At 70.5% G+C, this 20758-nt stretch carries 25 protein-coding genes and 1 pseudogene; 13 read left to right on the top strand and 13 right to left on the bottom strand.

Going from position 1 to position 20758, the window contains the following annotated elements; translation table 11 throughout:
- Positions 1 to 158: 158 nt before the first annotated feature.
- Positions 159 to 1409 (top strand): APC family permease, encoded by a 1251-nt coding sequence (locus tag ACZ7CF_RS35220; RefSeq protein WP_470371824.1) that lies wholly within the window; start codon positions 159 to 161, stop codon positions 1407 to 1409.
- On the opposite strand, the gene ACZ7CF_RS35215 is transcribed toward ACZ7CF_RS35220, so the two are convergent.
- Positions 1333 to 1602 (bottom strand): hypothetical protein, encoded by a 270-nt coding sequence (locus ACZ7CF_RS35215; protein ID WP_360397403.1) that lies wholly within the window; start codon positions 1600 to 1602, stop codon positions 1333 to 1335. The two genes, ACZ7CF_RS35220 and ACZ7CF_RS35215, sit on opposite strands and share 77 nt — an antisense overlap.
- A 92-nt stretch (positions 1603 to 1694) precedes the next feature.
- On the opposite strand from ACZ7CF_RS35215, the gene ACZ7CF_RS35210 reads away from it, so the two are divergent.
- Positions 1695 to 2783 (top strand): branched-chain amino acid aminotransferase, encoded by a 1089-nt coding sequence (locus ACZ7CF_RS35210; RefSeq protein ID WP_360397405.1) that lies wholly within the window; start codon positions 1695 to 1697, stop codon positions 2781 to 2783.
- A gap of 22 nt (positions 2784 to 2805) precedes the next feature.
- Here the strand turns inward: ACZ7CF_RS35210 and cobS are convergent, their stop codons facing one another.
- Genes cobS through cobU form a run of 3 tightly spaced genes read right to left on the bottom strand, consistent with a single transcriptional unit; the run spans position 2806 to position 5197 of the window.
- Entirely contained in the window at positions 2806 to 3510 is a 705-nt protein-coding gene (cobS, locus tag ACZ7CF_RS35205; RefSeq protein WP_470371823.1) for an adenosylcobinamide-GDP ribazoletransferase, read from the bottom strand.
- Complete coding sequence (cobT, locus tag ACZ7CF_RS35200) at positions 3507 to 4661, bottom strand: nicotinate-nucleotide--dimethylbenzimidazole phosphoribosyltransferase (RefSeq protein WP_470371822.1); 1155 nt, start codon at positions 4659 to 4661, stop codon at positions 3507 to 3509. Before cobT ends, cobS begins: the two co-directional genes overlap by 4 nt.
- The gene (cobU, locus tag ACZ7CF_RS35195) at positions 4658 to 5197 is read right to left on the bottom strand and encodes a bifunctional adenosylcobinamide kinase/adenosylcobinamide-phosphate guanylyltransferase (RefSeq protein ID WP_360397411.1); all 540 of its coding nucleotides are present in this window, start codon (positions 5195 to 5197) and stop codon (positions 4658 to 4660) included. The genes cobT and cobU overlap by 4 nt, the downstream gene beginning before the upstream one ends.
- Before the next feature lie 16 nt (positions 5198 to 5213).
- On the opposite strand from cobU, the gene ACZ7CF_RS35190 reads away from it, so the two are divergent.
- Positions 5214 to 5414 (top strand): hypothetical protein, encoded by a 201-nt coding sequence (locus ACZ7CF_RS35190; RefSeq protein ID WP_360397413.1) that lies wholly within the window; start codon positions 5214 to 5216, stop codon positions 5412 to 5414.
- Between the two features lie 3 nt (positions 5415 to 5417).
- On the opposite strand, the gene ACZ7CF_RS35185 is transcribed toward ACZ7CF_RS35190, so the two are convergent.
- From ACZ7CF_RS35185 to ACZ7CF_RS35175, 3 genes are read right to left on the bottom strand one after another with little or no spacing between them, the layout of a single operon-like run.
- Complete coding sequence (locus tag ACZ7CF_RS35185; RefSeq protein WP_470371821.1) at positions 5418 to 6404, bottom strand: aldo/keto reductase family protein; 987 nt, start codon at positions 6402 to 6404, stop codon at positions 5418 to 5420.
- A 33-nt stretch (positions 6405 to 6437) separates the two neighbouring features.
- A complete protein-coding gene (locus ACZ7CF_RS35180) occupies positions 6438 to 7058 on the bottom strand; it encodes a class I SAM-dependent methyltransferase (RefSeq protein WP_470371820.1) in 621 nt (206 codons plus the stop codon).
- Positions 7059 to 7700, bottom strand: a complete 642-nt coding sequence (locus ACZ7CF_RS35175; RefSeq protein ID WP_360397419.1) for a DUF3043 domain-containing protein — start codon at positions 7698 to 7700, stop codon at positions 7059 to 7061.
- Between the two features lie 42 nt (positions 7701 to 7742).
- Between ACZ7CF_RS35175 and ACZ7CF_RS35170 the strand changes: the two genes are divergently transcribed.
- Positions 7743 to 8777 carry a glycerate kinase family protein gene (locus ACZ7CF_RS35170; RefSeq protein ID WP_470371819.1) on the top strand — a complete coding sequence of 345 codons (1035 nt, stop codon included), beginning with the start codon at positions 7743 to 7745 and terminating at the stop codon, positions 8775 to 8777.
- A gap of 165 nt (positions 8778 to 8942) precedes the next feature.
- Positions 8943 to 9311 (top strand): HesB/IscA family protein, encoded by a 369-nt coding sequence (locus ACZ7CF_RS35165; protein WP_053737629.1) that lies wholly within the window; start codon positions 8943 to 8945, stop codon positions 9309 to 9311.
- 84 nt (positions 9312 to 9395) lie between these two features.
- Here ACZ7CF_RS35165 and ACZ7CF_RS35160 read toward each other — a convergent pair whose 3' ends face one another.
- Positions 9396 to 9569 (bottom strand): hypothetical protein, encoded by a 174-nt coding sequence (locus ACZ7CF_RS35160; protein WP_360397423.1) that lies wholly within the window; start codon positions 9567 to 9569, stop codon positions 9396 to 9398.
- Between the two features lie 158 nt (positions 9570 to 9727).
- Between ACZ7CF_RS35160 and ACZ7CF_RS35155 the strand changes: the two genes are divergently transcribed.
- Together ACZ7CF_RS35155 and ACZ7CF_RS35150 are read left to right on the top strand one after the other, a co-directional pair.
- Positions 9728 to 10660, top strand: coding sequence for a carbohydrate kinase family protein (locus tag ACZ7CF_RS35155; protein WP_360397460.1), 933 nt, complete (start codon positions 9728 to 9730; stop codon positions 10658 to 10660).
- Between the two features lie 7 nt (positions 10661 to 10667).
- Positions 10668 to 11435 carry a class I SAM-dependent methyltransferase gene (locus ACZ7CF_RS35150; RefSeq protein WP_470371818.1) on the top strand — a complete coding sequence of 256 codons (768 nt, stop codon included), beginning with the start codon at positions 10668 to 10670 and terminating at the stop codon, positions 11433 to 11435.
- A gap of 51 nt (positions 11436 to 11486) precedes the next feature.
- Here ACZ7CF_RS35150 and asnB read toward each other — a convergent pair whose 3' ends face one another.
- Entirely contained in the window at positions 11487 to 13415 is a 1929-nt protein-coding gene (gene asnB / locus ACZ7CF_RS35145) for an asparagine synthase (glutamine-hydrolyzing) (RefSeq protein ID WP_360397427.1), read from the bottom strand.
- 169 nt (positions 13416 to 13584) lie between these two features.
- Here asnB and ctaC point away from each other — a divergent pair, with 169 nt between their 5' ends.
- Together ctaC and ACZ7CF_RS35135 are read left to right on the top strand one after the other, a co-directional pair.
- A complete protein-coding gene (gene ctaC / locus ACZ7CF_RS35140) occupies positions 13585 to 14517 on the top strand; it encodes an aa3-type cytochrome oxidase subunit II (RefSeq protein ID WP_360397429.1) in 933 nt (310 codons plus the stop codon).
- A gap of 12 nt (positions 14518 to 14529) precedes the next feature.
- Positions 14530 to 14946, top strand: coding sequence for a cytochrome c oxidase subunit 4 (locus tag ACZ7CF_RS35135; protein ID WP_360397431.1), 417 nt, complete (start codon positions 14530 to 14532; stop codon positions 14944 to 14946).
- A 174-nt stretch (positions 14947 to 15120) separates the two neighbouring features.
- Here the strand turns inward: ACZ7CF_RS35135 and ACZ7CF_RS35130 are convergent, their stop codons facing one another.
- The 4 genes from ACZ7CF_RS35130 to ACZ7CF_RS35115 all read right to left on the bottom strand — a co-directional run bounded on the left by ACZ7CF_RS35130 (position 15121) and on the right by ACZ7CF_RS35115 (position 17850).
- Complete coding sequence (locus ACZ7CF_RS35130; protein ID WP_470371817.1) at positions 15121 to 15792, bottom strand: lysophospholipid acyltransferase family protein; 672 nt, start codon at positions 15790 to 15792, stop codon at positions 15121 to 15123.
- A 145-nt stretch (positions 15793 to 15937) separates the two neighbouring features.
- Positions 15938 to 16978, bottom strand: coding sequence for an anthranilate phosphoribosyltransferase (gene trpD, locus ACZ7CF_RS35125; protein ID WP_360397435.1), 1041 nt, complete (start codon positions 16976 to 16978; stop codon positions 15938 to 15940).
- A 7-nt stretch (positions 16979 to 16985) separates the two neighbouring features.
- Entirely contained in the window at positions 16986 to 17396 is a 411-nt protein-coding gene (locus ACZ7CF_RS35120; RefSeq protein WP_360397437.1) for a hypothetical protein, read from the bottom strand.
- Between the two features lie 64 nt (positions 17397 to 17460).
- Positions 17461 to 17850 carry a hypothetical protein gene (locus ACZ7CF_RS35115; RefSeq protein ID WP_470371816.1) on the bottom strand — a complete coding sequence of 130 codons (390 nt, stop codon included), beginning with the start codon at positions 17848 to 17850 and terminating at the stop codon, positions 17461 to 17463.
- Positions 17851 to 17945: 95 nt separating this feature from the next.
- On the opposite strand from ACZ7CF_RS35115, the gene ctaE reads away from it, so the two are divergent.
- The 4 genes and pseudogenes from ctaE to ACZ7CF_RS35095 all read left to right on the top strand — a co-directional run.
- Positions 17946 to 18554, top strand: a complete 609-nt coding sequence (ctaE, locus tag ACZ7CF_RS35110) for an aa3-type cytochrome oxidase subunit III (RefSeq protein ID WP_285647246.1) — start codon at positions 17946 to 17948, stop codon at positions 18552 to 18554.
- 61 nt (positions 18555 to 18615) lie between these two features.
- A complete protein-coding gene (gene qcrC / locus ACZ7CF_RS35105; protein ID WP_360397440.1) occupies positions 18616 to 19428 on the top strand; it encodes a cytochrome bc1 complex diheme cytochrome c subunit in 813 nt (270 codons plus the stop codon).
- The gene (gene qcrA, locus ACZ7CF_RS35100; protein WP_458433765.1) at positions 19425 to 20552 is read left to right on the top strand and encodes a cytochrome bc1 complex Rieske iron-sulfur subunit; all 1128 of its coding nucleotides are present in this window, start codon (positions 19425 to 19427) and stop codon (positions 20550 to 20552) included. Before qcrC ends, qcrA begins: the two co-directional genes overlap by 4 nt.
- Positions 20549 to 20758: pseudogene (locus ACZ7CF_RS35095) on the top strand (cytochrome bc1 complex cytochrome b subunit); the annotation flags it as partial. The gene qcrA and the pseudogene ACZ7CF_RS35095, both read left to right, overlap by 4 nt.

Genomic DNA, 20758 nt, shown 5'->3' with positions numbered 1-20758 from the left:
GTCGGAGTGCGCCGCCAATGCCGAGCCCCGCCTCGTTCGGCGGCAATCCGTGACGTTGACAGTTGCTAAGAGTGTCCGAACCGGGCGTGTTCGCCCGATCCGTGCGTCATTCGACCGGGTGGTTACGGCCTGATGCCCCATCTGCGAATGTGTACCCCGTGACCCACACGCCTCGCGAGATCGCAGCGGCGATCGCGCTCGGTCTGCCCGCGGTGCTCGGTGCGGGGGTCTTCGCCGGATTCGCTCCCGCCGCAGGTCTTGCGGGCTGGTGGCTGCTCCCGGCGCTGGCCATCTCCGCGGCAGCCGCCCTGTGCTCGGCCTTCTCGACAGCGGACCAGTCCCGTGCCTACCCCGACGTCGGCGGCGGTTACGGATACGTACGTGCTCAGCTCGGTGTGTGGCCCGCACGGATGACAGCGAGCGCGCACCTGCTCGGCCGGTGCGCGATGGCGGCGGCGGTGGCGGTGATGTTCGGCGCGTACGTGGTGCCGGACCAGCCGCTGGCCGGTGCGCTCGTCCTCGTGGCGGCCACGGCGCTGCTGGGCGCGGCCGGGTTCCGCTGGGACGTCGGCGTCAGCACGGCGGCCGCGGTGGTCGTGCTCGGCGTGCTGGTGCTCGTGGCCGTGGCGAGCTTCGCCATCCCGCCGGTGCCGTCGGCGGGGGAGACGGGCAGCGCCAACGAGCTCGTCGGTGCCGCCGGCCTGATGTTCGTGGCGTTCACCGGCTTCGAGCGCGTCACCGCCCCGCACCGCGGTGAGCGGCCGCACCCGCCGGGTGTGCTGCGGATCGCCATCCCCGTCCTGGTCGGACTGCCGTTCGCGGTGTACCTGGCCGTGGGCGCCGGTGTGCTGCGTCAGCTCGGCAGCGCGCGCCTCGCCCTGTCGCCCGCGCCGCTGCGGGACGCGCTCGTCGCGGCGGACGCGGCGGCGCTGGTGCCGCTCGTGCAGATCGCCGCCGCGGTGGCCGGGGTGACCGCGTTGCACTTCGTGCTCGCGTCGGCGCACCGGACGCTGACCGGGCTGGTGGAGGACGGCGACCTGCCGGGCCGCCTCAAGCCCGCGGTGCTGTCGGTCGTGGTCGTGGCCGCGTGCGCGCTCGCGGTGGTCGTCATGCCGTTGTCGATCGCGCTGGGCGTGGCGGCGTGCGCGACGCTCTTCTACTACGCGTTCACGAACGCGTCGGCGCGCGTGTTGCTGCAGAACGACCGCACGTGGCCCATGCGCACCGCCTGCCTCGGGCTCGGGCTCTCCGTGCTGCTCGCCATGAGCACGCCGGTGCCCGCGCTGCTCATCTCGTTCGCGGGAGTGGGCGCCGGCACGGGGCTGATCGGCGCTACAGCGTCGCTGAGAGGAAGACGAGCAGCGTCACGGCGACACACGCCACCAGCCCGTACACCCGGCCGTTCGTAGAGGGCTTGTCCTTGCTGATGCCGTAGTACCCGGCGAGGAAGAAGACGGCCAGGAACACGGCGCCCACGACACCGCCGGCCCCGCCGAGCACGTAGCCGTCGAGCAGCGTCAGCCCGGTGCCCAGCACGAGCAGCGCGGCCTGCAGCACGGTGCGGACGTCAGCACCCTTCGAAGATCGTTCCTGCTCGGTCATGGTCGGGGACTCTAACCGGTGTGACTTAGTAGGACGTCCGAGTTTTGGGAAGACGATTTTCCGTATCCCGACCTGCGTATTACCGTGCTCACATGACGAGCGCGTTGCCTTTCACCCGGACCTCCCACCCGCAGCCGGCGACCCCGGAACGCGTAGCGGAGGTGCTTGCCAAGCCGGGCTTCGGGCAGCACTTCACCGACCACATGGTGACGATCCGCTGGAACCGCGAGCAGGGCTGGCACGACGCAGAGGTCGGCCCGTACTCCACCCTCGCACTGGACCCCGCGGCAATGGTGCTGCACTACGGCCAGGCGATCTTCGAAGGGCTCAAGGCCTACCGGCAGCCCGACGGTTCGATCGCGTCCTTCCGCCCTGAGGCGAACGCCGAGCGCTTCCGCGCGTCGGCCCGCCGCATGGCCATGCCCGAGCTCCCCGACGAGCTGTTCCTCGAGTCGGTGCGGCAGATCCTCGCCGTCGACGGCCACTGGGTGCCCTCGGCGCCCGAGGAGTCGCTCTACCTGCGGCCCTTCATGATCTCGACGGAGAAGGGACTCGGCGTGCGACCCTCGTCCGAGTACCTCTACGTGCTGATCGCCTCCCCCGCCGGCTCCTACTTCGCGAGCGGCGTCCGCCCGGTGAGCGTGTGGCTCTCGACCGAGTACGTCCGCGCGGCCCCCGGTGGCACCGGCGCGGCCAAGTTCGCCGGCAACTACGCCGCGTCCCTCGTGGCGCAGGCGCAGGCCGCGGAGAAGGGGTGCGACCAGGTCGTCTGGCTCGACGCGGTGGAACGCCGCTGGGTCGAGGAGATGGGCGGCATGAACCTGTTCTTCGTCTACGGCGACAAGGTCGTCACCCCCGAGCTGACCGGCACGCTGCTGCCCGGCATCACCCGGAGCTCGCTGCTGCGGCTGGCGTCCGACCTCGGCCTGACCGTCGAGGAACGGCGCATCTCGACCGACGAGTGGGAGAAGGCGAACGCCTCCGGTGAGCTCACCGAGGTCTTCGCGTGCGGCACGGCCGCCGTCATCACCCCCGTCGGCCACGTCAAGCACGCCGGTGGCGAGTTCTCCATCGCCGACGGCGGCACCGGCTCGGTGACCATGAAGCTGCGCGAGCGCCTGACCGGCCTGCAGCACGGCCACGTCGCCGACACCCACGGCTGGATGACGGTGCTCGGCTAGGTCCCCGTCCTGGTCAGGTCCCCTACCCGGAGACGACCAGCACGACGAGCAGTGCGAGTTCGGCGGCAGCACCGAGCACATCACCGGTGATGCCGCCGAACCGCCGCACGGTGTGCCGCACGAGCAACCACACCAGCAGGGCCGCGACGACGACGGCGACGACAGCGCGCACCCCGAGCGGAACCGCCGCGACGGCGAGCACCACCCACGTGCCGGCGACGACCGCCGGGTGCTGCGTGCCCGCGACGAGCGCGCCGAGCCCCTCCGGCCGAGCCGCGGGCACGCCGCGCAGGCAGCAGATCCCGAACGCGGCCCGGCTCACCGCGAACGCCAGCAGCACCGTTCCCCAGTGGGACTGGGGCAGCGCCGCTGCCTGAGCTCCGAGCACCACGATCAACGTGACGACGCCGAACGGCCCGGCGCCGCCGTCCTTCATGACCTTCAGCGCCCGCTCGGGCGGCCCGTAGCAACCGAGGCCGTCGGCGACGTCGGCGAGCCCGTCGACGTGCATGCCGCGCGACACCAGAGCTACGACGCCGACGACCAGGAACCCAGCCACCAGCGCTGATATATCGGATATCGCGAGCAGCTCCAGCACACCAGCCGCGAACGCGCCGAGCAGCAGGCCAACGACCGGTGCCCAGCTGATGGCCCGCCGAGCCGCGACGCCGTCGACGGCGTCGACGCGGATCGGCAGGACCGTCAGCCAGGAGAGGGCGAGCTTCACTCAGCCGGTTCTTCGCGGCTCGGTTCCCGGCGGCTCAGCTCTGCGTCGTCGTCATCGTCGACACCGTCGAGCTGCTTCTCCAGCACGTGCTGGTCCTCGCGGGCCGTGACACCGGCGCTCTCGAACGTCGCCATCTCCGCGAGCACCTTCACCGCGGCGCTGAGCAACGGCAGCGCCGCCACCGCACCGGAGCCCTCGCCCAGTCGCATGCCGAACTCCAGCAGCGGCTTCAGGTTCAGGTGCCCCAGCGCGATCGCGTGCGCGGGCTCGGCCGACTCGTGCCCGGCGACCCACCACTCGCGCGCACCCGGCGCCAGCTCCTCGGCCACCACCGCGGCCGCACCGACGACGACGCCGTCGAGCACCACCGGGGTCTTGCGCACCGCCGCCTGGGCCAGGAACCCGGCCATCGCCGCGATGTCCGCGCCACCGGCCGTGGCCAGCAACGCCACCGGGTCGCTGATCACCAGCCGCGCCCGGCGCAGCGCGTCGCGGATCGCCGCCGTCTTGCGCATCCACGCCTGGTCGTCGATGCCGGTGCCGCGGCCGACGACCGCGACCGGCTCCGACCCGGTCAGCGACGCGATCAGCACCGCCGCCGGCGTCGTGTTGCCGATGCCCATGTCGCCCGCGACGAGCACATCGGCGCCCGAGTCGACCTCCTCGTCGGCGACGGCGCGACCGGCCGCGATGGCCGCCTCGCACTGCTCGCGGGTGAGCGCGTCCTCGCGGTCGATCGACCCGGACGAGCGCCGCACCTTGTGCGCGCTGACCGCGGCGGGGGTGTCGGAGTCGACGGCCATGTCGACCACGCGCACGGTGGCTCCCGCGACCTGCGCGAGCACGTTCACCGCGGCGCCGCCGGTCAGGAAGTTGGCGACCATCTGCCCGGTCACCTCGCTCGGGTACGCCGACACGCCCTGCGCGGTGATGCCGTGGTCGCCCGCGAACACCACGACCCGCGGCCGCACGAACGGCTTGGGCGGCACGACGCCCTGGCACGCCGCGACCCACATGCCGAGGTCCTCCAGGCGGCCGAGCGAGCCGACCGGCTTGGTCAGCACCGCGTGCCTGGCCCGCGCCTCGCGCAGAGCGGTCTCGTCCGGCGCCTCCACCGGCGGGAACTCGGTGCTCACCTGGTCACTCCTCATCGCAGTCTCAGCGGGATGCCGGCGACGAGCAGCAGCACCTCGTCGCACACCCCGGCGACGCGCGCGTTGAGCGCACCGAGGTGGTCGCGGAAGAGCCTGCCAGAGCGCGTCGACGGAACGACGCCGAGGCCGACCTCCGCGCTCACCAGCACGAGCCGCGCCCGGCAGGTGGCGATGGAGCCGACGAGCTCGTCGACGGCGCGTTCGACCGCGCCGATGCCGTGGCCCTCCCACGCGCCGGCGTCGTCGAGCGCGCCCACCAGCCACGTCGACAGGTCGTCGACCAGGATCGGCGGGTCGTCGTACGACGTCGCGGTGAGCAACGCCGACAGGTCACCGGACGCGGGCGCCTCCACGGTGTGCCAGGTGGACGGGCGGCGGGCGACGTGCTTGGCGATGCGCGCGTCCCAGTCCGGGTCGTCGGGGTAGCGGCGCGCCGTTGCGACATATGTCACGGTCGCGTCCGTGAGCAGGCCTTCCGCGTGCGCGGACTTGCCCGAACGGGCGCCGCCGAGCACGAGCGTTCTGGTGGTCAAGGGTTAGCCTTCGTCCATGGAGTTCCGCTGGCGCTACCAGGATGCACAGGGCCGGGACGTGGCCGGCCCGGACGTGGTGTTCGCCGACCAGGCGGAGGCGGAGGAGTGGTTCAGCGCCGGGTGGCGTGACCTGCTCGACGCCGGGGTCGAGCAGGTCACGCTCCTGCGCGCGGAGTCCGAGGTGTACGGCCCGATGAGCCTGCACCCCGCGGGCTGAGGATCAGCCGGCTGCGGTGAGCCTCGGGTCGTCCGTGACGACGCCTTCGAGCACGCCGTCGATCTTCTTCAGCACCTCGTCGTCGAGCTCGACGTCGACCGCCTTGACGTTCTCGACGACCTGCTCCGGCCGCGAGGCGCCGATGATCGCGGACGCGACGTTCGGGTTCTTGAGCACCCACGCCACCGCGAGCTGCGCCATCGTGACGCCCACCTCGTCGGCGATCGGCTTGAGCTGCTGCACCGCGGTCAGCACGTCGTCGCGCACCCAGCGGGCGATCATCTGCGACCCGCGCTCGTCGGCCAGCCGCGAGCCCGCCAGCGCCTCGGCACCCGGCAGGTACTTGCCGGTCAGGACGCCCTGCGCGATCGGGGAGAACACGATCTGGCTGATGCCCTCGCGCTCGCACACCGGCACGACCTGCGGTTCGATGACGCGCCACAGCATCGAGTACTGCGGCTGGTGCGACACGAACGGCACCTTGAGCTCACGGGCCAGCGCGGCACCGCGGGTGATCTGCTCGGCGGTCCACTCGGAGACACCGACGTAGAGGACCTTGCCCTGGCGGACGAGGTCGGCGAACGCCAGCATCGTCTCCTCCAGCGGCACCGAGTGGTCGTACCGGTGGGCCTGGTAGAGGTCGACGTAGTCGGTCTGCAGGCGCTTCAGGGAGGCGTTGGCCGACTCCATGACGTGCTTGCGGCCCAGGCCGCGGTCGTTGGGACCGCCGGGGCCGGTCGGCCAGTAGACCTTCGTGAGCAGCTCCAGGGACTCGCGCCGTTCGCCCTTGAGCGCCCGGCCGAGCACCGACTCCGCCGCGGTGTTCGCGTAGACGTCGGCGGTGTCGAAGGTCGTGATGCCGGACTCCAGCGCGGCCTTCACGCAGGCGTGCGCTTGGTCCTCCTCGATCTGCGAACCGTGCGTGAGCCAGTTGCCGTAGGTGATCTCGCTGACGCTCAGGCCGCTGCGGCCAAGACGACGGAACTTCATACATCGGAGCTTAGTCCGAGTTCCTTCGGCTTGCTAATGAACTTCGGGAGCGTCCCAGACCAGCGTGTACCGCCAGAACAACCGCGTGCGCACGCGCGCACCGGGCGTGCTCTCCCGCGCCGCCGCGCGGATCTCGGCCAACGTCGGAGCGGTCCACACGACCGGCATCTCCGAGTCGTGCGCACCGGTGCGCTGACCGGTGGCCCACTTCGCGATCCCGACGAGCGCGTTCGCGGGCAGCGCGACGGCCTCCACCACCAGCTCGGCCTTCGTGGCGAGCGAGTACAGCCCCACGACGACCAGCCGCCCGCCCGGCGCGGTCAGCCCGGCCAGCCGCGCGAGCCCCTCGCGCAACGGCAGGTGGTGCAGGCTCGCCTCGGCCGTGACGACGTCGAACCGCCCCAGGTCGTGCGTGAGGACGTCGCCGTGGACCCACCGCACGCGCGTGCTCGTCGCACTGGCGCGCTCGACCATGCGCTCGTTCGCGTCGATCGCCGTGACGCTCCGCGCGTCGACCGACCGGGCGAGGTCACCGAGCCCGCAGCCCACGTCCAGCGCCGACCCGGCCCCGGACGGCAACTGCCGGAGCAGCCAGCGGCGGTACCACGCGTTGTGGTCCCACCGCAGCCGCTCCGGCAGTGACAGCCGGGCCACCTACTTGACGGCGTCGCCGGGGCCCACGCGCGGCTTGGGGATGCGCAGCTTGCGCAGCTGGCTCGCGCGGATGAACGCGTACCAGCCGATCGAGATGCCCTTGATCGGCTCGGTCGGGAACTTCGCCCGCACCCGCTTCGTGACGATCCGGCCGAGGACGAAGCCCTCGATGATCATCGCGATCAGCATGAACGTCGTCGCCAGCGTCGCGTACCGCTGCACCGCCAGCGACGGCGTCAGCAGCGCCACGAACACCAGGATCGCGAGCGGCATGAACAGGCCCATGAGGTTGCGGCGCGAGTCGACCAGGTCGCGGATGTAGGCCTTGACCGGCCCGCGGTCGCGCACCGGCAGGTACTTCTCGTCGCCCGCCATCATCCGCGCACGGCGGTCGGCGGCCGCGGCACGGCGCTCTTCCTTGCTCACCTTGTTGCCGCGCATGCGCTTGAACGCCTCGCGCTGAGTGCGGGGCGGCGGCGGGACGGGACCGCTGCGCCTGGCCTGCGCTTCCCGGCGCTTCGGCGTCGCACGGCCCTTGCCCGCGGTCCGGTTCCGGTCGAGCGGCTCGGCGAGCTCGGCCTCCGTCGCGGGTGCTTCGGTGGCGGTGGCGGTGTCGTCGGAGTTGCGGCGCAGGAACCTCACGGCACCAGGGTAGGGCAGTGGTTCTTCTGTACCTTTCGCGAGGTGCGCGTACTCATCGCCCCGGACTGCTTCGGCGGCACCCTGACCGCCCGCGAGGCCGCCGACGCCATCGCCACCGGCTGGCACGAGGCCAAGCCGGACGACGTCGTCGTGCGGCGCCCGCTCGCCGACGGCGGCCCCGGCTTCGTCGAGGTCCTGCACGCCGCACTCGACGGCGATGTCCAACACACCACCGTCACCGGCCCACTCGGCACGCCGGTCGAAGCACGCTGGCTGCGGCACACCCACGACGGCAAGCGCACCGCGTACGTCGAGTCGGCGGAGGCGTGCGGCCTGCACCTCGTGCCGGCCGAGCTGCGCGCCGCGTCCTGCGAGACCGCCACGACCCGCGGCGTCGGCGAGCTCATCGCGGCAGCTGCGGCTGACAACGATGTCATCGTCGTCGGCCTCGGCGGCTCCGGCACGACCGACGGCGGCGCGGGCATGCTCGCCGCGTTGGCCGACGCCGCCGTCGAGCTGACCGATATATCGCTGGTGGCCGCGTCGGACGTGGAGAACCCGCTGCTCGGCCCGCACGGCGCCGCCCGCACGTTCGGCCCGCAGAAGGGCGCGTCCCCGGAAGCCGTGGAACGCCTCGAAGCCAAGCTCGCCGCCATGGACGTCCTGAAGCCCGTATCCGATATATCAGGCGCCGGAGCTGCCGGAGGTCTCGGCGCCGCCCTGCTCACCCTCGGCGCGACCGTGCGGTCCGGCGCCGGCCTCGTCCGCGAGCTCACCGCCCTCGACGCCGCATTCGACACCGCCGACCTCGTCGTCACCGGCGAGGGCAGCTTCGACTGGCAGTCCCTGCGCGGCAAGCTCATCACCGCCGTCGCCGCCGGAGCAGCCGACCGCGCCGTCCCCTGCATCGCCATCGCCGGCCAGGTCAGCGTCGGCCGCCGCGAGATGGCCGCCGCCGGCGTCCAGGACGCCTACTCCGTCTCCGAGCACGTCGGCTCCGTGCAAAAATCGATTGCGGACGCCCGCAAAAGTCTCGTTGCAACGGCACGGCACGTGGCCCGGCAGTGGTCGCACTGACCCGCCGACTGATATATCGGTCGGCGTCGTCGCTGGTGGCTGGAGGGTGGCCCACGTGACGTTCGACAAGGGGCCGTGTTGTGGGACCATGGAGAGCGGAACAAAGCGGGGAACGCCCGTGTTGTTGAAGGGCGAACCGCCCGCAAAGGACCTCTTAGGAGAGCCATGACGACCGCTCAGGATGCCGCTTCGACCTCCGAGGCGCCGACCCACGGCGTGACGCTGACCGATGCGGCCGCCGTCAAGGCCAAGGCGCTGCTCGACCAGGAGGGCCGCGACGACATGCACCTGCGCATCGCCGTCCAGCCCGGTGGTTGTGCCGGCCTGAAGTACCAGCTGTTCTTCGACGAGCGCACGCTCGACGGCGACGCGATGGTGGACTTCAACGGCATGAAGGTCGCCGTTGACCGCATGAGCGCCCCGTACGTCGAAGGCGCCGTCATCGACTTCGTGGACACGATCGAGAAGCAGGGCTTCACGATCGACAACCCGAACGCCGGCGGGTCCTGCGCCTGCGGCGACTCGTTCCACTAAGGCGATCAACGCGCGAGGCCGCGTTCCCGCACGACGGGAACGCGGCCTCGCGCTGTGTGGACCTGCTGTCCGGGCTCCGAGCGATCAGACGCCGTACTCGGCCAGGCCCTCGACCTGGCTCGTGCTGCGGTCGTCGATCAGCCAGGCCGCGGCCGCCCGCGGTGCGGGCAGGGGGTGCTCGGGGTGGGTCAGAGCGAAGGGGAGCTGCGCGCAGTCGTCGATCAGCTCGGTCATCGTGGTCGCCTCGGGGATCGTCACCGCTCGACCGTATGTCGGTGCTGTGACCTGCGAAAGCCCTACCAAACAGTAGTCTTCGCGGCTGCACTCGTCCGGGTCAGCCGCGCGTCGAGCAACAAGAAAGTGAGGGCCGACTGGTGCCGGTAGCCGTGTGCGGCAGCATCGCGACCGACCATCTCATGCACTTCCCCGGCCGGTTCGCGGACCAGCTGGTCGCGGAGCGCCTCGACCGGGTGTCGCTGAGCTTCCTGGTCGACGACCTCGTCGTCCGCCGCGGCGGCATCGGCGCGAACATCGCGTTCGGTCTCGGTGTGCTGGGGATGCGGCCGGTGCTCGTGGGCGCCGTCGGCAAGGACTTCGACGACTACCGCTCGTGGCTGGAACGGCACGGCGTCGACACCTCCGGCGTGTACGTCTCCGAGGTCGCGCACACCGCGCGGTTCGTCTGCACCACGGACGACGACATGTGCCAGATCGCCTCCTTCTACGCCGGCGCGATGGCCGAGGCCCGCAACATCGAGCTGGCCCCGATCGCGAACAGGGTCGCCGACCTCGAGCTCGTCGTGATCAGCCCGGACGACCCCGCCGCCATGCTCCGCCACGCCGAGGAGTGCCGTCAGCGCGGCTACCGCTTCGCCGTCGACCCGTCGCAGCAGCTGGCCCGCATGGACGGCGAGCAGGCGCGCACGTTCGTCGAGGGCGCCGAGTACCTGTTCAGCAACGACTACGAGTGGGAGCTGCTGCTCCAGAAGACCGGCTGGACCGAGGCCGACGTGCTGTCCAGGGTCGGCCGCCGGGTCACCACCCTCGGCGCCAAGGGCGTGGAGATCGTCGACCGCGACGGCTCCTCGCTGCACGTGCCCGCCGTCCCCGAGGTCGCGAAGACCGACCCGACCGGTGTCGGCGACGGCTTCCGCGCCGGGTTCCTCGCCGGCACCTCCGCGGGCCTGGGCCTGGAACGCGCAGCTCAGCTCGGCTCCCTGATCGCCGTCGAGGTCCTCGAGACCGTCGGCACGCAGGAGTGGAAGCTCGAGCGCGAGCCCGCCCTCGCCCGCATCCGCGGCGCGTTCGGCGGCGAAGCGGCTGAGGAGATCGCCCCGGTCCTGCCATGATCGGACAATGGGGACGTACCTGTTAGGCGACTCCGGTGAGTCGCTCGACCCGCAGTTCGACGCGCTGAGCTCCCTGCTCGACGCGGGCACCTTCGCCCGCGTCGAGCGGCTCGGCATCACAGACGGCTGGCGCTGCCTCGAGATCGGTGGCGGTGGCGGATCGGTGGCGAACTGGCTCGCCGACGTCGTCGCCCCGTCCGGGCACGTGACGGTCACCGACCTCGACGTCTCGCGGCTGCGGGAGCGTGACAACGTCACCGTCCTCGAACACGACGTGGTGTCCAACATATTGCCGGGCAACGCGTTCGACCTGGTCCACGCCCGCGGCGTGCTCTTCCACCTCCCGGCCCGCGACCTCGTCCTGCGCAAGCTGCGCGACGCGCTGCGCCCCGGCGGCTGGCTCGTGCTCGACGAGTTCGACTGCCTCCCGCTGGAGGTCCTCGCCGCCGCCGCCCCCGACGACGCCAAGCTCATCATGCGGGTGAAGAACGCCCTGCTCACGCTGCTCGACCAGGCCGGTGCCGAGCTCGCCTGGGGCGCCCGCGTCGAACGCGCGCTGCAGGACGTCGGAATGCACGACGTCAGCGGCTCCCGCGAGGTGCAGGAGTGGCAGGGCGGCTCGTCGGGCTGCCGGCTGCTCGCCGCCAGCGCACGCCAGGCCCGCGCGAAACTCCCGCTGTCCGACGACGAGCTCGACCGCTACCTGGAGCTCATGGCGGCACCGGAGACCGTCGTCAGCTCCTACGCGATGTGCAGCGCACAGGGCCGCCGGTAACCACCGCCGAACGAAAGGGCCCCTCCGCGGAGGGGCCCTTTCGCGTCCTGGCTAGAGCTTGACCGGGTAGTGCGGCTCCGGCACCACCGGCGTGATGCGGTTCTCGACGAAGATGCCGTGCCAGATCATGAACACCAGCAGCGCCCAGATGCGGCGGCTGTGGTCGAGCACGCCCGACCGGTGCTCCTCGATCAGCCGCAGCACCGCCTGCTTGTCGATGTACTGGTCGGTCTGCGACGCGCGCACGTGCTCGACCGCCCAGTCGTGCATCTCGTCCTTGAGCCAGTGCCGGATCGGCACCGGGAAGCCGAGCTTGCGGCGGTTCAGCACGTGCGCGGGCACGATGTCGCGGATCGCCTTGCGCAACGCGAACTTCGTGGTGTCCTTCGTGATCTTCAGCTCGCTCGGGATCTGCGAGGCGATCTTGAAGACCTCCGGGTCCAGGAACGGGACGCGCAGCTCCAGCGAGTTCGCCATGGTCATCTTGTCGGCCTTGACCAGGATGTCGCCGCGCAGCCAGGTGAACAGGTCGACGTGCTGCATGCGCGTGACCGGGTCCCAGTGCCGCGACTCGCGGTACGGCTGGGCCGTCACGTCCCTGTGCGAGGTGTTCGGGTCGTACGTGCGCAGGACCTCCCGCAGCTGCGGGTCGAGGAAGATGCGCGCGTTGCCGTAGTAGCGCTCCTCCAGCGTCAGCGCGCCCCGGCGCAGCAGGTCCTTGCCGCGCACGCCCTGCGGGATCTTCGTCGACACCTTGCCCATCGCCTTGCGCAGCGCCCCCGGCACCTTCTCGAACGCCGACAGCGACAACGGCTCGCGGTAGATCGTGTACCCGCCGAACAGCTCGTCCGCGCCCTCACCGGACAGCACGACCTTGACGTGCCGGCGCGCCTCCCGCGCGATGAACCACAGCGGCACCAGCGCCGGGTCCGCCACCGGGTCGTCGAGGTACCAGGTGATCAGCGGCAGGGAGTCCATCATCTCCTGCGGGCTGACCGTGCGCACGACGTGCTTCACGCCGATCAGCGCCGCCGACTCCGCCGCCACGTCGACCTCGGAGAAGCCCTGGCGCTCGAACCCCGTGGTGAACGTGATCAGGTCCGGGTTGTGCTCCTTGGCCAGCGCCGCGACCACGGTGGAGTCGATGCCGCCGGACAGGAACGAGCCGACCGTCACGTCCGCGCGCATGTGCTTGGCGACCGAGTCGCGCAGCGCGGCGGTGATCTCGTCGTACAGCGCGTCGGCCTCCGCCTCGCTGCGGACGGTGCGCACCCGGAACTCGGCCGGGAAGTACCGCTCGAACCGCGGCGCCTCACCGGGGACCAGCGTGAACGAGTGACCGGACTCGACCCGGTGGATCGAGTCGTGCAGCGAGTCGGGCTCCGGCACGTACTGCAGCGTCAGGTACTGCTGCAGGCCCTTCACGTTGAGCTGCGGGTTGATGGCCAGCGTGCGGGAGATCTCCAGCAGGATCTTCTTCTCGCTGGAGAACGCGACGCCCAGCGCCCCCTGCGCCCAGTACAGCGGCTTGATGCCGAACGGGTCGCGGCCGCCGAACAGCACCCTGCGCTCGGCGTCCCAGATGATGAAGGCGAACATGCCGCGCAGCTTCGAGATCGCCGCAGGGCCGAAGTAGTGGTAGGCGGCGACGATCGTCTCGGTGTCGCCGTCGGTGTGGAAGACCGCGCCGTGCTTCTCGGTGAGCTCGGCGCGCAGCTCCAGGTAGTTGTAGACCTCGCCGTTGAAGTTGATCGTGTACCGGTTCGGCGACTCCGGCGGTCCCCAGGTCAGCGGCTGGTGGGAGTGCTCGATGTCGATGATCGCCAGGCGGTTGAACCCGAAGACGACCTCGTCCACCCGCCGCGTGCCGCTCTCGTCCGGGCCGCGGTGCCGCATGCAGCGCAGTGCGGACTCCACCGCCGGGCGGGCGCTCTCGGCCTCGTTCTCGCTAGGGCATACAAGTCCTGCCAGGCCGCACAAGGCTCTCGCACCTCTCAGAAATACGAAGGGGGAAGTCCCCAGTATGCCGAAAGGGCTCTGTGTGACCGAAACTGCACCGCAGCGGCGGTGCCCCCGAGGGGTGAGCCCTCCCGCGCTGGGCTACGCTCCCGCTTGATCCGTTGGCATGGAACGAGGAGGCGGGCGAGCAGTGGGCCTGAAGGAGGGCACCAGGGCATCCCGGCTGGCGAAAACCGCTGGCCTGGTGGGCCTGGTCGGTATCGGGGCCACCGGTTGCTCCACGGACGAGGTGCTGCGCTTCGGCTGGCCGGTGGCCGTCACGCCGCAGGCCGAGAAGATGCGCGAGCTCTGGACCTGGTCCGTGATCGCCGCGCTCGTCGTCGGCGTCATCGTGTGGGGTCTGATCCTGTGGTCGGTGGCGTTCCACCGCAAGAAGTCGGAGGAGCTGCCGCGTCAGACGGCGTACAACCTCCCGCTGGAGATCGTGCTCATCGTCGTGCCGACGGTGATCGTGGCGGTGCTGTTCTACTTCACGGCCGTCACGCAGAACTACGTGACGGACAAGTCGGGCAAGCCGGACGTGAACGTCGACGTCATCGCGTTCCAGTGGAACTGGGAGTTCCAGTACCCGGACCACAAGACCGAGGCGGGCAACGTCGTCAGCACGGTCGGCACCTCGGGTGAGGTCCCGATCCTGGTGCTCCCGGCCGGCAAGCGCGTCCAGTTCACCCTGGAGTCGACGGACGTCATCCACTCGTTCTTCGTGCCGGAGTTCCACTTCAAGCGGGACGTCTTCCCGGACCCGAAGAAGAACAACCAGGACAACGTCTTCCAGATCGACGAGATCAAGCGTCCCGGTGCGTTCGTCGGCCGGTGCGCCGAGCTGTGCGGCTCCTACCACGCGGTGATGAACTTCGAGGTCCGCGCCCTGGAGCAGGCGGACTTCGACAAGTACATCGGGTTCCGCAAGGAGACGAACGAGAAGACGGGCAAGCCGTACACCACGGCCGAGGCGCTCGCCAAGGTGGGCTGCAAGGACTGGTGCTCGCCGCTGGCCACCACGACCACCCCGTTCAACACCGACCGGACCGCCCGTGAGGCGTCCGGCGCGGGTCAGAAGTAGGGACGCCCCGCGATGAAGATCGAAGCTCGCGTATTCGACCTGGTGATGGCCTTCTCGTTCCTGATGGCCGTCGTCTACGGCTACTGGACGCACCAGGCGACCGGCGCGGTCGAGCCCGCCGGCACGGTGGCGCTCGCGCTCACCGGTGGTCTGGCGCTCATCGTCGGCACCTACTTCCGGTTCGTCGCCCGCCGCATCGAGGTCCGTCCCGAGGACAACCCCGAGGCCGAGGTCTCCGACGGTGCCGGTGAGCTGGGCTTCTTCAGCCCCGGCTCGTACTGGCCGATCGGCCTCGCCGCCGCGGCGGCGACCGCGGGTGTCGCGGTGGCGTTCTGGCACGTGTGGCTGCTCGTGATCGCGATCATCCTCGTGCTGATCACCGTCGGCGGCCTGGTGTTCGAGTACCACACCGGACCCAACCACGACTGATATCCGATATATCGGATATTTGCTCTACCGAGGCCCCCTCTGTTCGCGGAGGGGGCCTCGGTCGTGCACGGCGTCCCGCATCTCGCACGAAGGCCCTCCCGTCGCTGTGCTCGCGCCAGCGGGGGAGGGCCTTCGACATGGTCCCTGCGACGGCCTCAGCGGGCCGTGAGCGGTCTAAGCGGCGACCGGGGTCTTCTGGTACGCGTCGACGTACTCCTGGCCGCTCAGGTCGAGGATGCGGTAGATGATCTCGTCGGTGACGCTGCGCAGCACCGGCAGCGACTCCTGCATGCCGTCGTAGCGGCTGAAGTCGAGCGGCTCGCCGAACCGCACGGTCACCGGGACGACCTTCGGGAACCGGCTGCCGACCGGCTGGACCTTGTCCGTGCCGATGATGCCGACCGGCACGACCGGCGCACCCGACTCCAGCGCCATGCGCGCGACACCGGTGCGACCGCGGTGCAGCATGCCGTCGAGCGAGCGGGTGCCCTCGGGGTAGATGGCGAACGCGTCCCCGCGCGCCAGGACCTCCGCCGCCGTGTCGAGCGCGGCACGGGCGTCACGGCCCTTGCCGCGGTGCACCGGCACGTGGCCCAGCGACGAGAAGAACCAGCGGGACATCGCGCCCTTGACCCCGGTGCCGGTGAAGTACTCCGCCTTCGCCAGGAACGACACGCGCCGCGGCACCACCATGGGGATCACGACGCTGTCGATGAAGCTGAGGTGGTTCGCCGCCAGGATGACGGGGCCGTCGGTCGGGACGTTCTCCAGACCGTCGACCACCGGGCGGTAGACCATGCGGGCTGCGCGCGCGACGACGTGCTTCATCACCGGGTAGAGGACCATGGCTCCAGCATTCCAGGTGGCGGTTGCCGCCGGGTTACCACGTGGCGCGCATCTCCGGGCCGTCACTCGCACGGACTACGCCACTGCGGCAGCCGCACCGGCCCGGTCACGCGCCGAACGCGCCGCGTGACCGAACCGGGTGGTCTCAGCCCTTCAGGGACGTCGAGAGCTCCACCCAACGGCCCAGCAGCGTGCTCGCCGCACCCGAGTCGACCGCCTCGGCGGCACGGCCCAGCGAAGCCGCCAGGTCGGCGTGCAGGTCGCCCGAGAACCCGCCGTGCGCCGCGATGGCGCCCGCCGCGTTCACGAGCACCGCGTCGCGTACGGAACCCGTCTTGCCGGCCACCAGGTCGCGGACCACCTGGGCGTTGACCGACGCGTCGCCGCCCTTCAGGTCCTCCTCGCGCGCGGGCTGCACACCCAGCACCGCAGGGTCGATCCGCTCCTCGCGCACCTCGCCGTCCTGCGCGAGCCACGCCGACGTCGTCGTGGTGGTCGTGATCTCGTCGAGGCCGTCGTCACCGCGCACGACCAGCGCCGTGTTGCGGCGGCGTGCGAACACCCCCGCGATCAGCGGAGCCGCGACCGCCCGCGCGCAACCGATCAGGCCGACCTGCGGCTGCGCCGGGTTCGTGAGCGGCCCGAGCAGGTTGAACGACGTCGGGATGCCGATCTCCCGCCGCACCGGGCCCGCGTGCCGGAAGCCGGGGTGGAACACCGGCGCGAAGCAGAACCCGATGCCCAGCTCCGCCACGGTCGCCCGCACGCCCTCCGGCGGCAGGTCGATCGCGACGCCCAGTGCCTCCAGCACGTCCGCCGTGCCGCACTGCGACGACGCCGCCCGGTTGCCGTGCTTGACCACCGGGACGCCCGCCGCGGCCGTGACGATCGCGGCCATCGTCGAGATGTTCACCGAACCGGAATGATCGCCGCCGGTGCCCACGATGTCGGTCGCGCGCACGCCCACGTCGAAGCGGCGGGCGTGGCTGAGCATCATCGTCGCCAGGCCGTCGACCTCCTCCGGCGTCTCGCCCTTCGCGCGCAACGCGACGACGAACGCCGAGATCTGCGCCGGCGTCGCCTCGCCCGACATGACCCGGTCCATGCCCCAGGCCGTGTCGTCGGCGGTCAGGTCGACACCGTCGAGCAGGCGGTTGAGCAGCGACGGCCAGGTGCGCTCGCCCATCGCGGGCTCAGCCCCTGACGACGGGAACAGCCGAGCCCCGCAGCACCTCTGCCACGGTCTCGGCGGCGGCCAGCGGGTCCAGCGGGTGCACCAGCACCGCGTCGGCCTGCGACCAGGTCGCGAGCCACCGGTCGTCCTTGCGGCGCACGGCCACGACGATCGGCGGGCAGTTCGTGATCTCGTCCTTGAGCTGGCGGGACAGGCCCATGCCACCGGTCGGCTGCGCCTCGCCGTCGAGGATCAGCAGGTCGACGGTGCCGTTGTCCACCTCGTACAGCACGTCGGCGATCGCGCCGGCCTCGACGTAGTCCACGCGGGGCAGGTCCGGCGCCGGGCGGCGGCCGACGGCAGTGATGATCGTCTCACGCACCTCGGGTCGGTGGCTGAACACCAGGATCTTCGTGGTCTGCGTGCTCATCTCTCGATCCTCCACTGCTACTGCTGACTGGGTCGTGAAGAAAGTGACCAAGGTCGCGGCGATGCTATCGGGCCGGTTGCAGGGCGTCCCACCCCAGGGCGTCACCGCCGAGCCGCTGCGCCAGCGACGCCATCCGCGACCGCTCCTGCGCGCAGTGCAGCGCGTCCAGCTTCTGCACCCGGCTGATATGCGATATATCACCGGCGACGAGCACCCAGCCGTCCGGCTCCAGCAGCTTCCGCGCGCGTTCTACCTGGTCAGGCGGGATGCGGACGTGGTGCCGCAACACCGCGAGCTCGTCGGCCCGCCACCGCGGCGACCGCGCCAGAGCGGCCGAATCGGCCTCCACGACGTCGAACGCCTCGACGACCACGACGAGGTCCGGATCGTTCAAGGACAGCACCGGTTCGTCCCGCCGGTGCAGCAGTTCCCGCAATCGGCCCAGCAAGCCCATCCCTTTGACCTCCTCCTGGGTCACGCGCCGTGTGACCCAGCCGACCCATGATCCGCCCAGGACCCGATGGGCGGGCGGAAATAGCGCAGGCAATAATGCTGCTCGTGACCACGGCAGCGCCTTCAATCGGCCAGCGCGTGCACTCGCTGAACCGCCCGAACATGGTCAGCGTCGGCACGATCGTCTGGCTGTCCAGCGAGCTCATGTTCTTCGCTGGCCTCTTCGCCATGTTCTTCACGGTGAAGGCCCAGAACGAGGGACCTTGGCCCCCGCCTCCGACCCACCTGAACGTCCCCTACGCGTCGGTCTTCACGATCATCCTGGTCGCGTCGTCCTTCACCTGTCAGTGGGGCGTGTTCGCAGCGGAGCGCGGTGACGTCTTCGGTCTGCGTCGCTGGTACATCGTGACGCTGATCATGGGCGCGATCTTCGTGGGCGGCCAGGCGGGTGAGTACGTCGAGCTGGTCGAGCACGGCACGACGATCCCGTCGTCGGCCTACGGCACCGTCTTCTACCTGACGACCGGCTTCCACGGCCTGCACGTCATCGGCGGTCTGATCGCGTTCGTCTACCTGTTGATCCGGACGAAGCTCAGCAAGTTCACGCCGGCTCAGGCCACCTCCGCCATCGTCGTGTCGTACTACTGGCACTTCGTCGACGTCGTGTGGATCGGCCTGTTCGCCATCATCTACATCGTGCCCTGACCCAGTCGGCACACAGCCAAGCCACGAGCTCCCGAACTGACAGCAAGGGTTGCCGCACACCATGACCACCACTACGAAACGCCCCCGCGGCGCCCGCACGAAGCTGCGCCGCCGGGTCGCCGGCCTGCTCGCACTGGGGTTCGGCCTGCTGAGCGCCGGCCTGCTGTTCACCGCGTTCGCGCCCACCGCGCAGACCGCGCAGGCACAGCAGCAGGACGCCCTGGTCCGCCAGGGCGAGCAGATCTACCTGAACACCTGCCAGAGCTGCCACGGCAGGTCCCTGGAGGGTGTCGAGAGCCGCGGGCCGAGCCTCGTCGGCGTCGGTGACGCCGCGGTCTACTTCCAGACTTCCTCCGGCCGCATGCCCATGGCGCGGCAGGAGGCGCAGGCCATCCGCAAGCCCGCGAAGCTCTCCCCTGAGGAGATCAACGCGCTGATGGCCTACATCGACGCCAACGGCGGCGCGGGCCCGAAGAAGCCCTCCGAGTCCGGCGAGGCCCTGCGCGGCGACAACCCGGCGCGCGGTGGCGAGCTCTTCCGCCTCAACTGCGCCAGCTGCCACAACTTCACGGGGCGTGGTGGCGCGCTGTCGTCCGGCAAGTTCGCGCCGGCGCTCGACGGCGTCACCGAGGACCAGATCTACACGGCGATGCTGAGCGGCCCGCAGAACATGCCGAAGTTCGGCGAGCGCCAGCTCACGCCGGAAGAGAAGAAAGACATCATCGCGTACGTCAAGTCGGTCACCGACGGGAACAACAACTCCGGCGGTAACGCCCTGGGTGGGTTCGGACCCGTCTCCGAGGGCTTGATCGCGTTCATCGTGGGCATCGCCGCGCTCATCGGCGTGACCCTCTGGATCGGAGCCAAGGCATGAGCGGCGACAAGCCGACCGAGCTGCCCAGCGAGGCAGAGCTCGCGGAGATGAGCCGGGACGACCTCGTCAAGCTCGGCACCAGGATGGACGGCGTCGAGCTCGTCCACTACGAGGAGAAGTGGCCGGTCGAGGGCACGCGCGCCGAGCGCCGCGCCCAGCGCCAGGTGGCCATCTGGTTCCTGATCTCGGCGCTGTCCGGCCTCGCCTTCCTCGGCGTGTTCCTCTTCTGGCCGTGGGAGTACGAGTCCCCGTCCAACGCCGAGGGCCACCTCCTGCACAACCTGTACAACCCGCTGATCGGCCTGTTCCTCGGCCTGTCCGTGCTGGGCCTGGGCGTCGGCGCGCTGCTCTACACCAAGAAGTTCCTCCCCGACGAGCTCGCGGTGCAGCAGCGCCACGACGGCCCGTCGACCGCGGTCGACCGCGCCACCCTGGTGGCCGAGCTGTCCGACGCGGGCCAGCGCAGCGGCATCGGCCGCCGCAGCCTGATCAAGCGCACCGCCGGTCTCGGCGCGGGCGTGCTGGGCCTGGGCGTGGCCGTCGTCCCGCTGGGCGCGCTGGTCAAGAACCCGCACTCCGACAGCGAGACCAAGAACTCGCTCTGGCACACCGGCTGGAAGGCGGAGAAGGGCGAGAAGGTCTACCTCCGCCGCCACACCGGCAACTTCCACGAGGTCTCCCTGGTGCGTCCCGAGGACGTCGAGCCGGGCGGCTTCGAGACGGTCTTCCCGTTCCGCGAGTCCGAGCGGAACGACGAGCACGCACTGGTCGCCGCCCTCAAGCGGGCCGACGCTCCGGTCATGCTCATCCGCATGCGGCCGAACCAGGCGATCACGAAGCGCGCGGGCCAGGAGGACTTCAACTACGGCGACCTGTACGCGTACTCGAAGATCTGCACGCACCTGGGTTGCCCGACCTCGCTGTTCGAGCAGCAGACCGGTCTGCTGCTCTGCCCGTGCCACCAGTCGCAGTTCGACGTGTTCGAGTACGCCAAGCCGCGGTTCGGGCCGGCGACCCGTCCTCTCCCACAGCTTCCGATCACTGTGGACGAAGAGGGATACTTGGTTGCCCGCAGTGACTTCATCGAGGCTGTGGGTCCGGCGTTCTGGGAGCGTAAGTCATGAGTGCCATCACCACGCCGACGAAGCCGGCCAACGCGGCCGCGCGCGTCGCAGGGGCGGCGGCCAACGCTGCCGATGAGCGGTTCCACGCGGCCTCCGGGTTGCGCAAGCAGCTGAACAAGGTGTTCCCGACGCACTGGTCGTTCCTGCTCGGTGAGATCGCCCTGTACAGCTTCATCGTGTTGTTGTTGTCGGGTACGTACCTGGCG

The sequence above is a fragment of the Lentzea sp. NPDC036955 genome, assembly GCF_055608005.1.
This window is presented reverse-complemented; position numbering and strand designations above follow the sequence as displayed.

Coding starts and splice junctions, on each gene's coding strand:
- ACZ7CF_RS35215 (WP_360397403.1), bottom strand. CDS start 1,602: ATGACCGAGCAGGAACGATCTTCGAAGGGTGCTGACGTCCGCACCGTG.
- ACZ7CF_RS35210 (WP_360397405.1), top strand. CDS start 1,695: ATGACGAGCGCGTTGCCTTTCACCCGGACCTCCCACCCGCAGCCGGCG.
- cobT (WP_470371822.1), bottom strand. CDS start 4,661: ATGAGGAGTGACCAGGTGAGCACCGAGTTCCCGCCGGTGGAGGCGCCG.
- ACZ7CF_RS35190 (WP_360397413.1), top strand. CDS start 5,214: ATGGAGTTCCGCTGGCGCTACCAGGATGCACAGGGCCGGGACGTGGCC.
- ACZ7CF_RS35185 (WP_470371821.1), bottom strand. CDS start 6,404: ATGAAGTTCCGTCGTCTTGGCCGCAGCGGCCTGAGCGTCAGCGAGATC.
- ACZ7CF_RS35165 (WP_053737629.1), top strand. CDS start 8,943: ATGACGACCGCTCAGGATGCCGCTTCGACCTCCGAGGCGCCGACCCAC.
- ACZ7CF_RS35155 (WP_360397460.1), top strand. CDS start 9,728: ATGCACTTCCCCGGCCGGTTCGCGGACCAGCTGGTCGCGGAGCGCCTC.
- ACZ7CF_RS35150 (WP_470371818.1), top strand. CDS start 10,668: ATGGGGACGTACCTGTTAGGCGACTCCGGTGAGTCGCTCGACCCGCAG.
- ACZ7CF_RS35135 (WP_360397431.1), top strand. CDS start 14,530: ATGAAGATCGAAGCTCGCGTATTCGACCTGGTGATGGCCTTCTCGTTC.
- ACZ7CF_RS35130 (WP_470371817.1), bottom strand. CDS start 15,792: ATGGTCCTCTACCCGGTGATGAAGCACGTCGTCGCGCGCGCAGCCCGC.
- trpD (WP_360397435.1), bottom strand. CDS start 16,978: ATGGGCGAGCGCACCTGGCCGTCGCTGCTCAACCGCCTGCTCGACGGT.
- ACZ7CF_RS35120 (WP_360397437.1), bottom strand. CDS start 17,396: ATGAGCACGCAGACCACGAAGATCCTGGTGTTCAGCCACCGACCCGAG.
- ACZ7CF_RS35115 (WP_470371816.1), bottom strand. CDS start 17,850: ATGGGCTTGCTGGGCCGATTGCGGGAACTGCTGCACCGGCGGGACGAA.
- ctaE (WP_285647246.1), top strand. CDS start 17,946: ATGCTGCTCGTGACCACGGCAGCGCCTTCAATCGGCCAGCGCGTGCAC.
- qcrC (WP_360397440.1), top strand. CDS start 18,616: ATGACCACCACTACGAAACGCCCCCGCGGCGCCCGCACGAAGCTGCGC.
- qcrA (WP_458433765.1), top strand. CDS start 19,425: ATGAGCGGCGACAAGCCGACCGAGCTGCCCAGCGAGGCAGAGCTCGCG.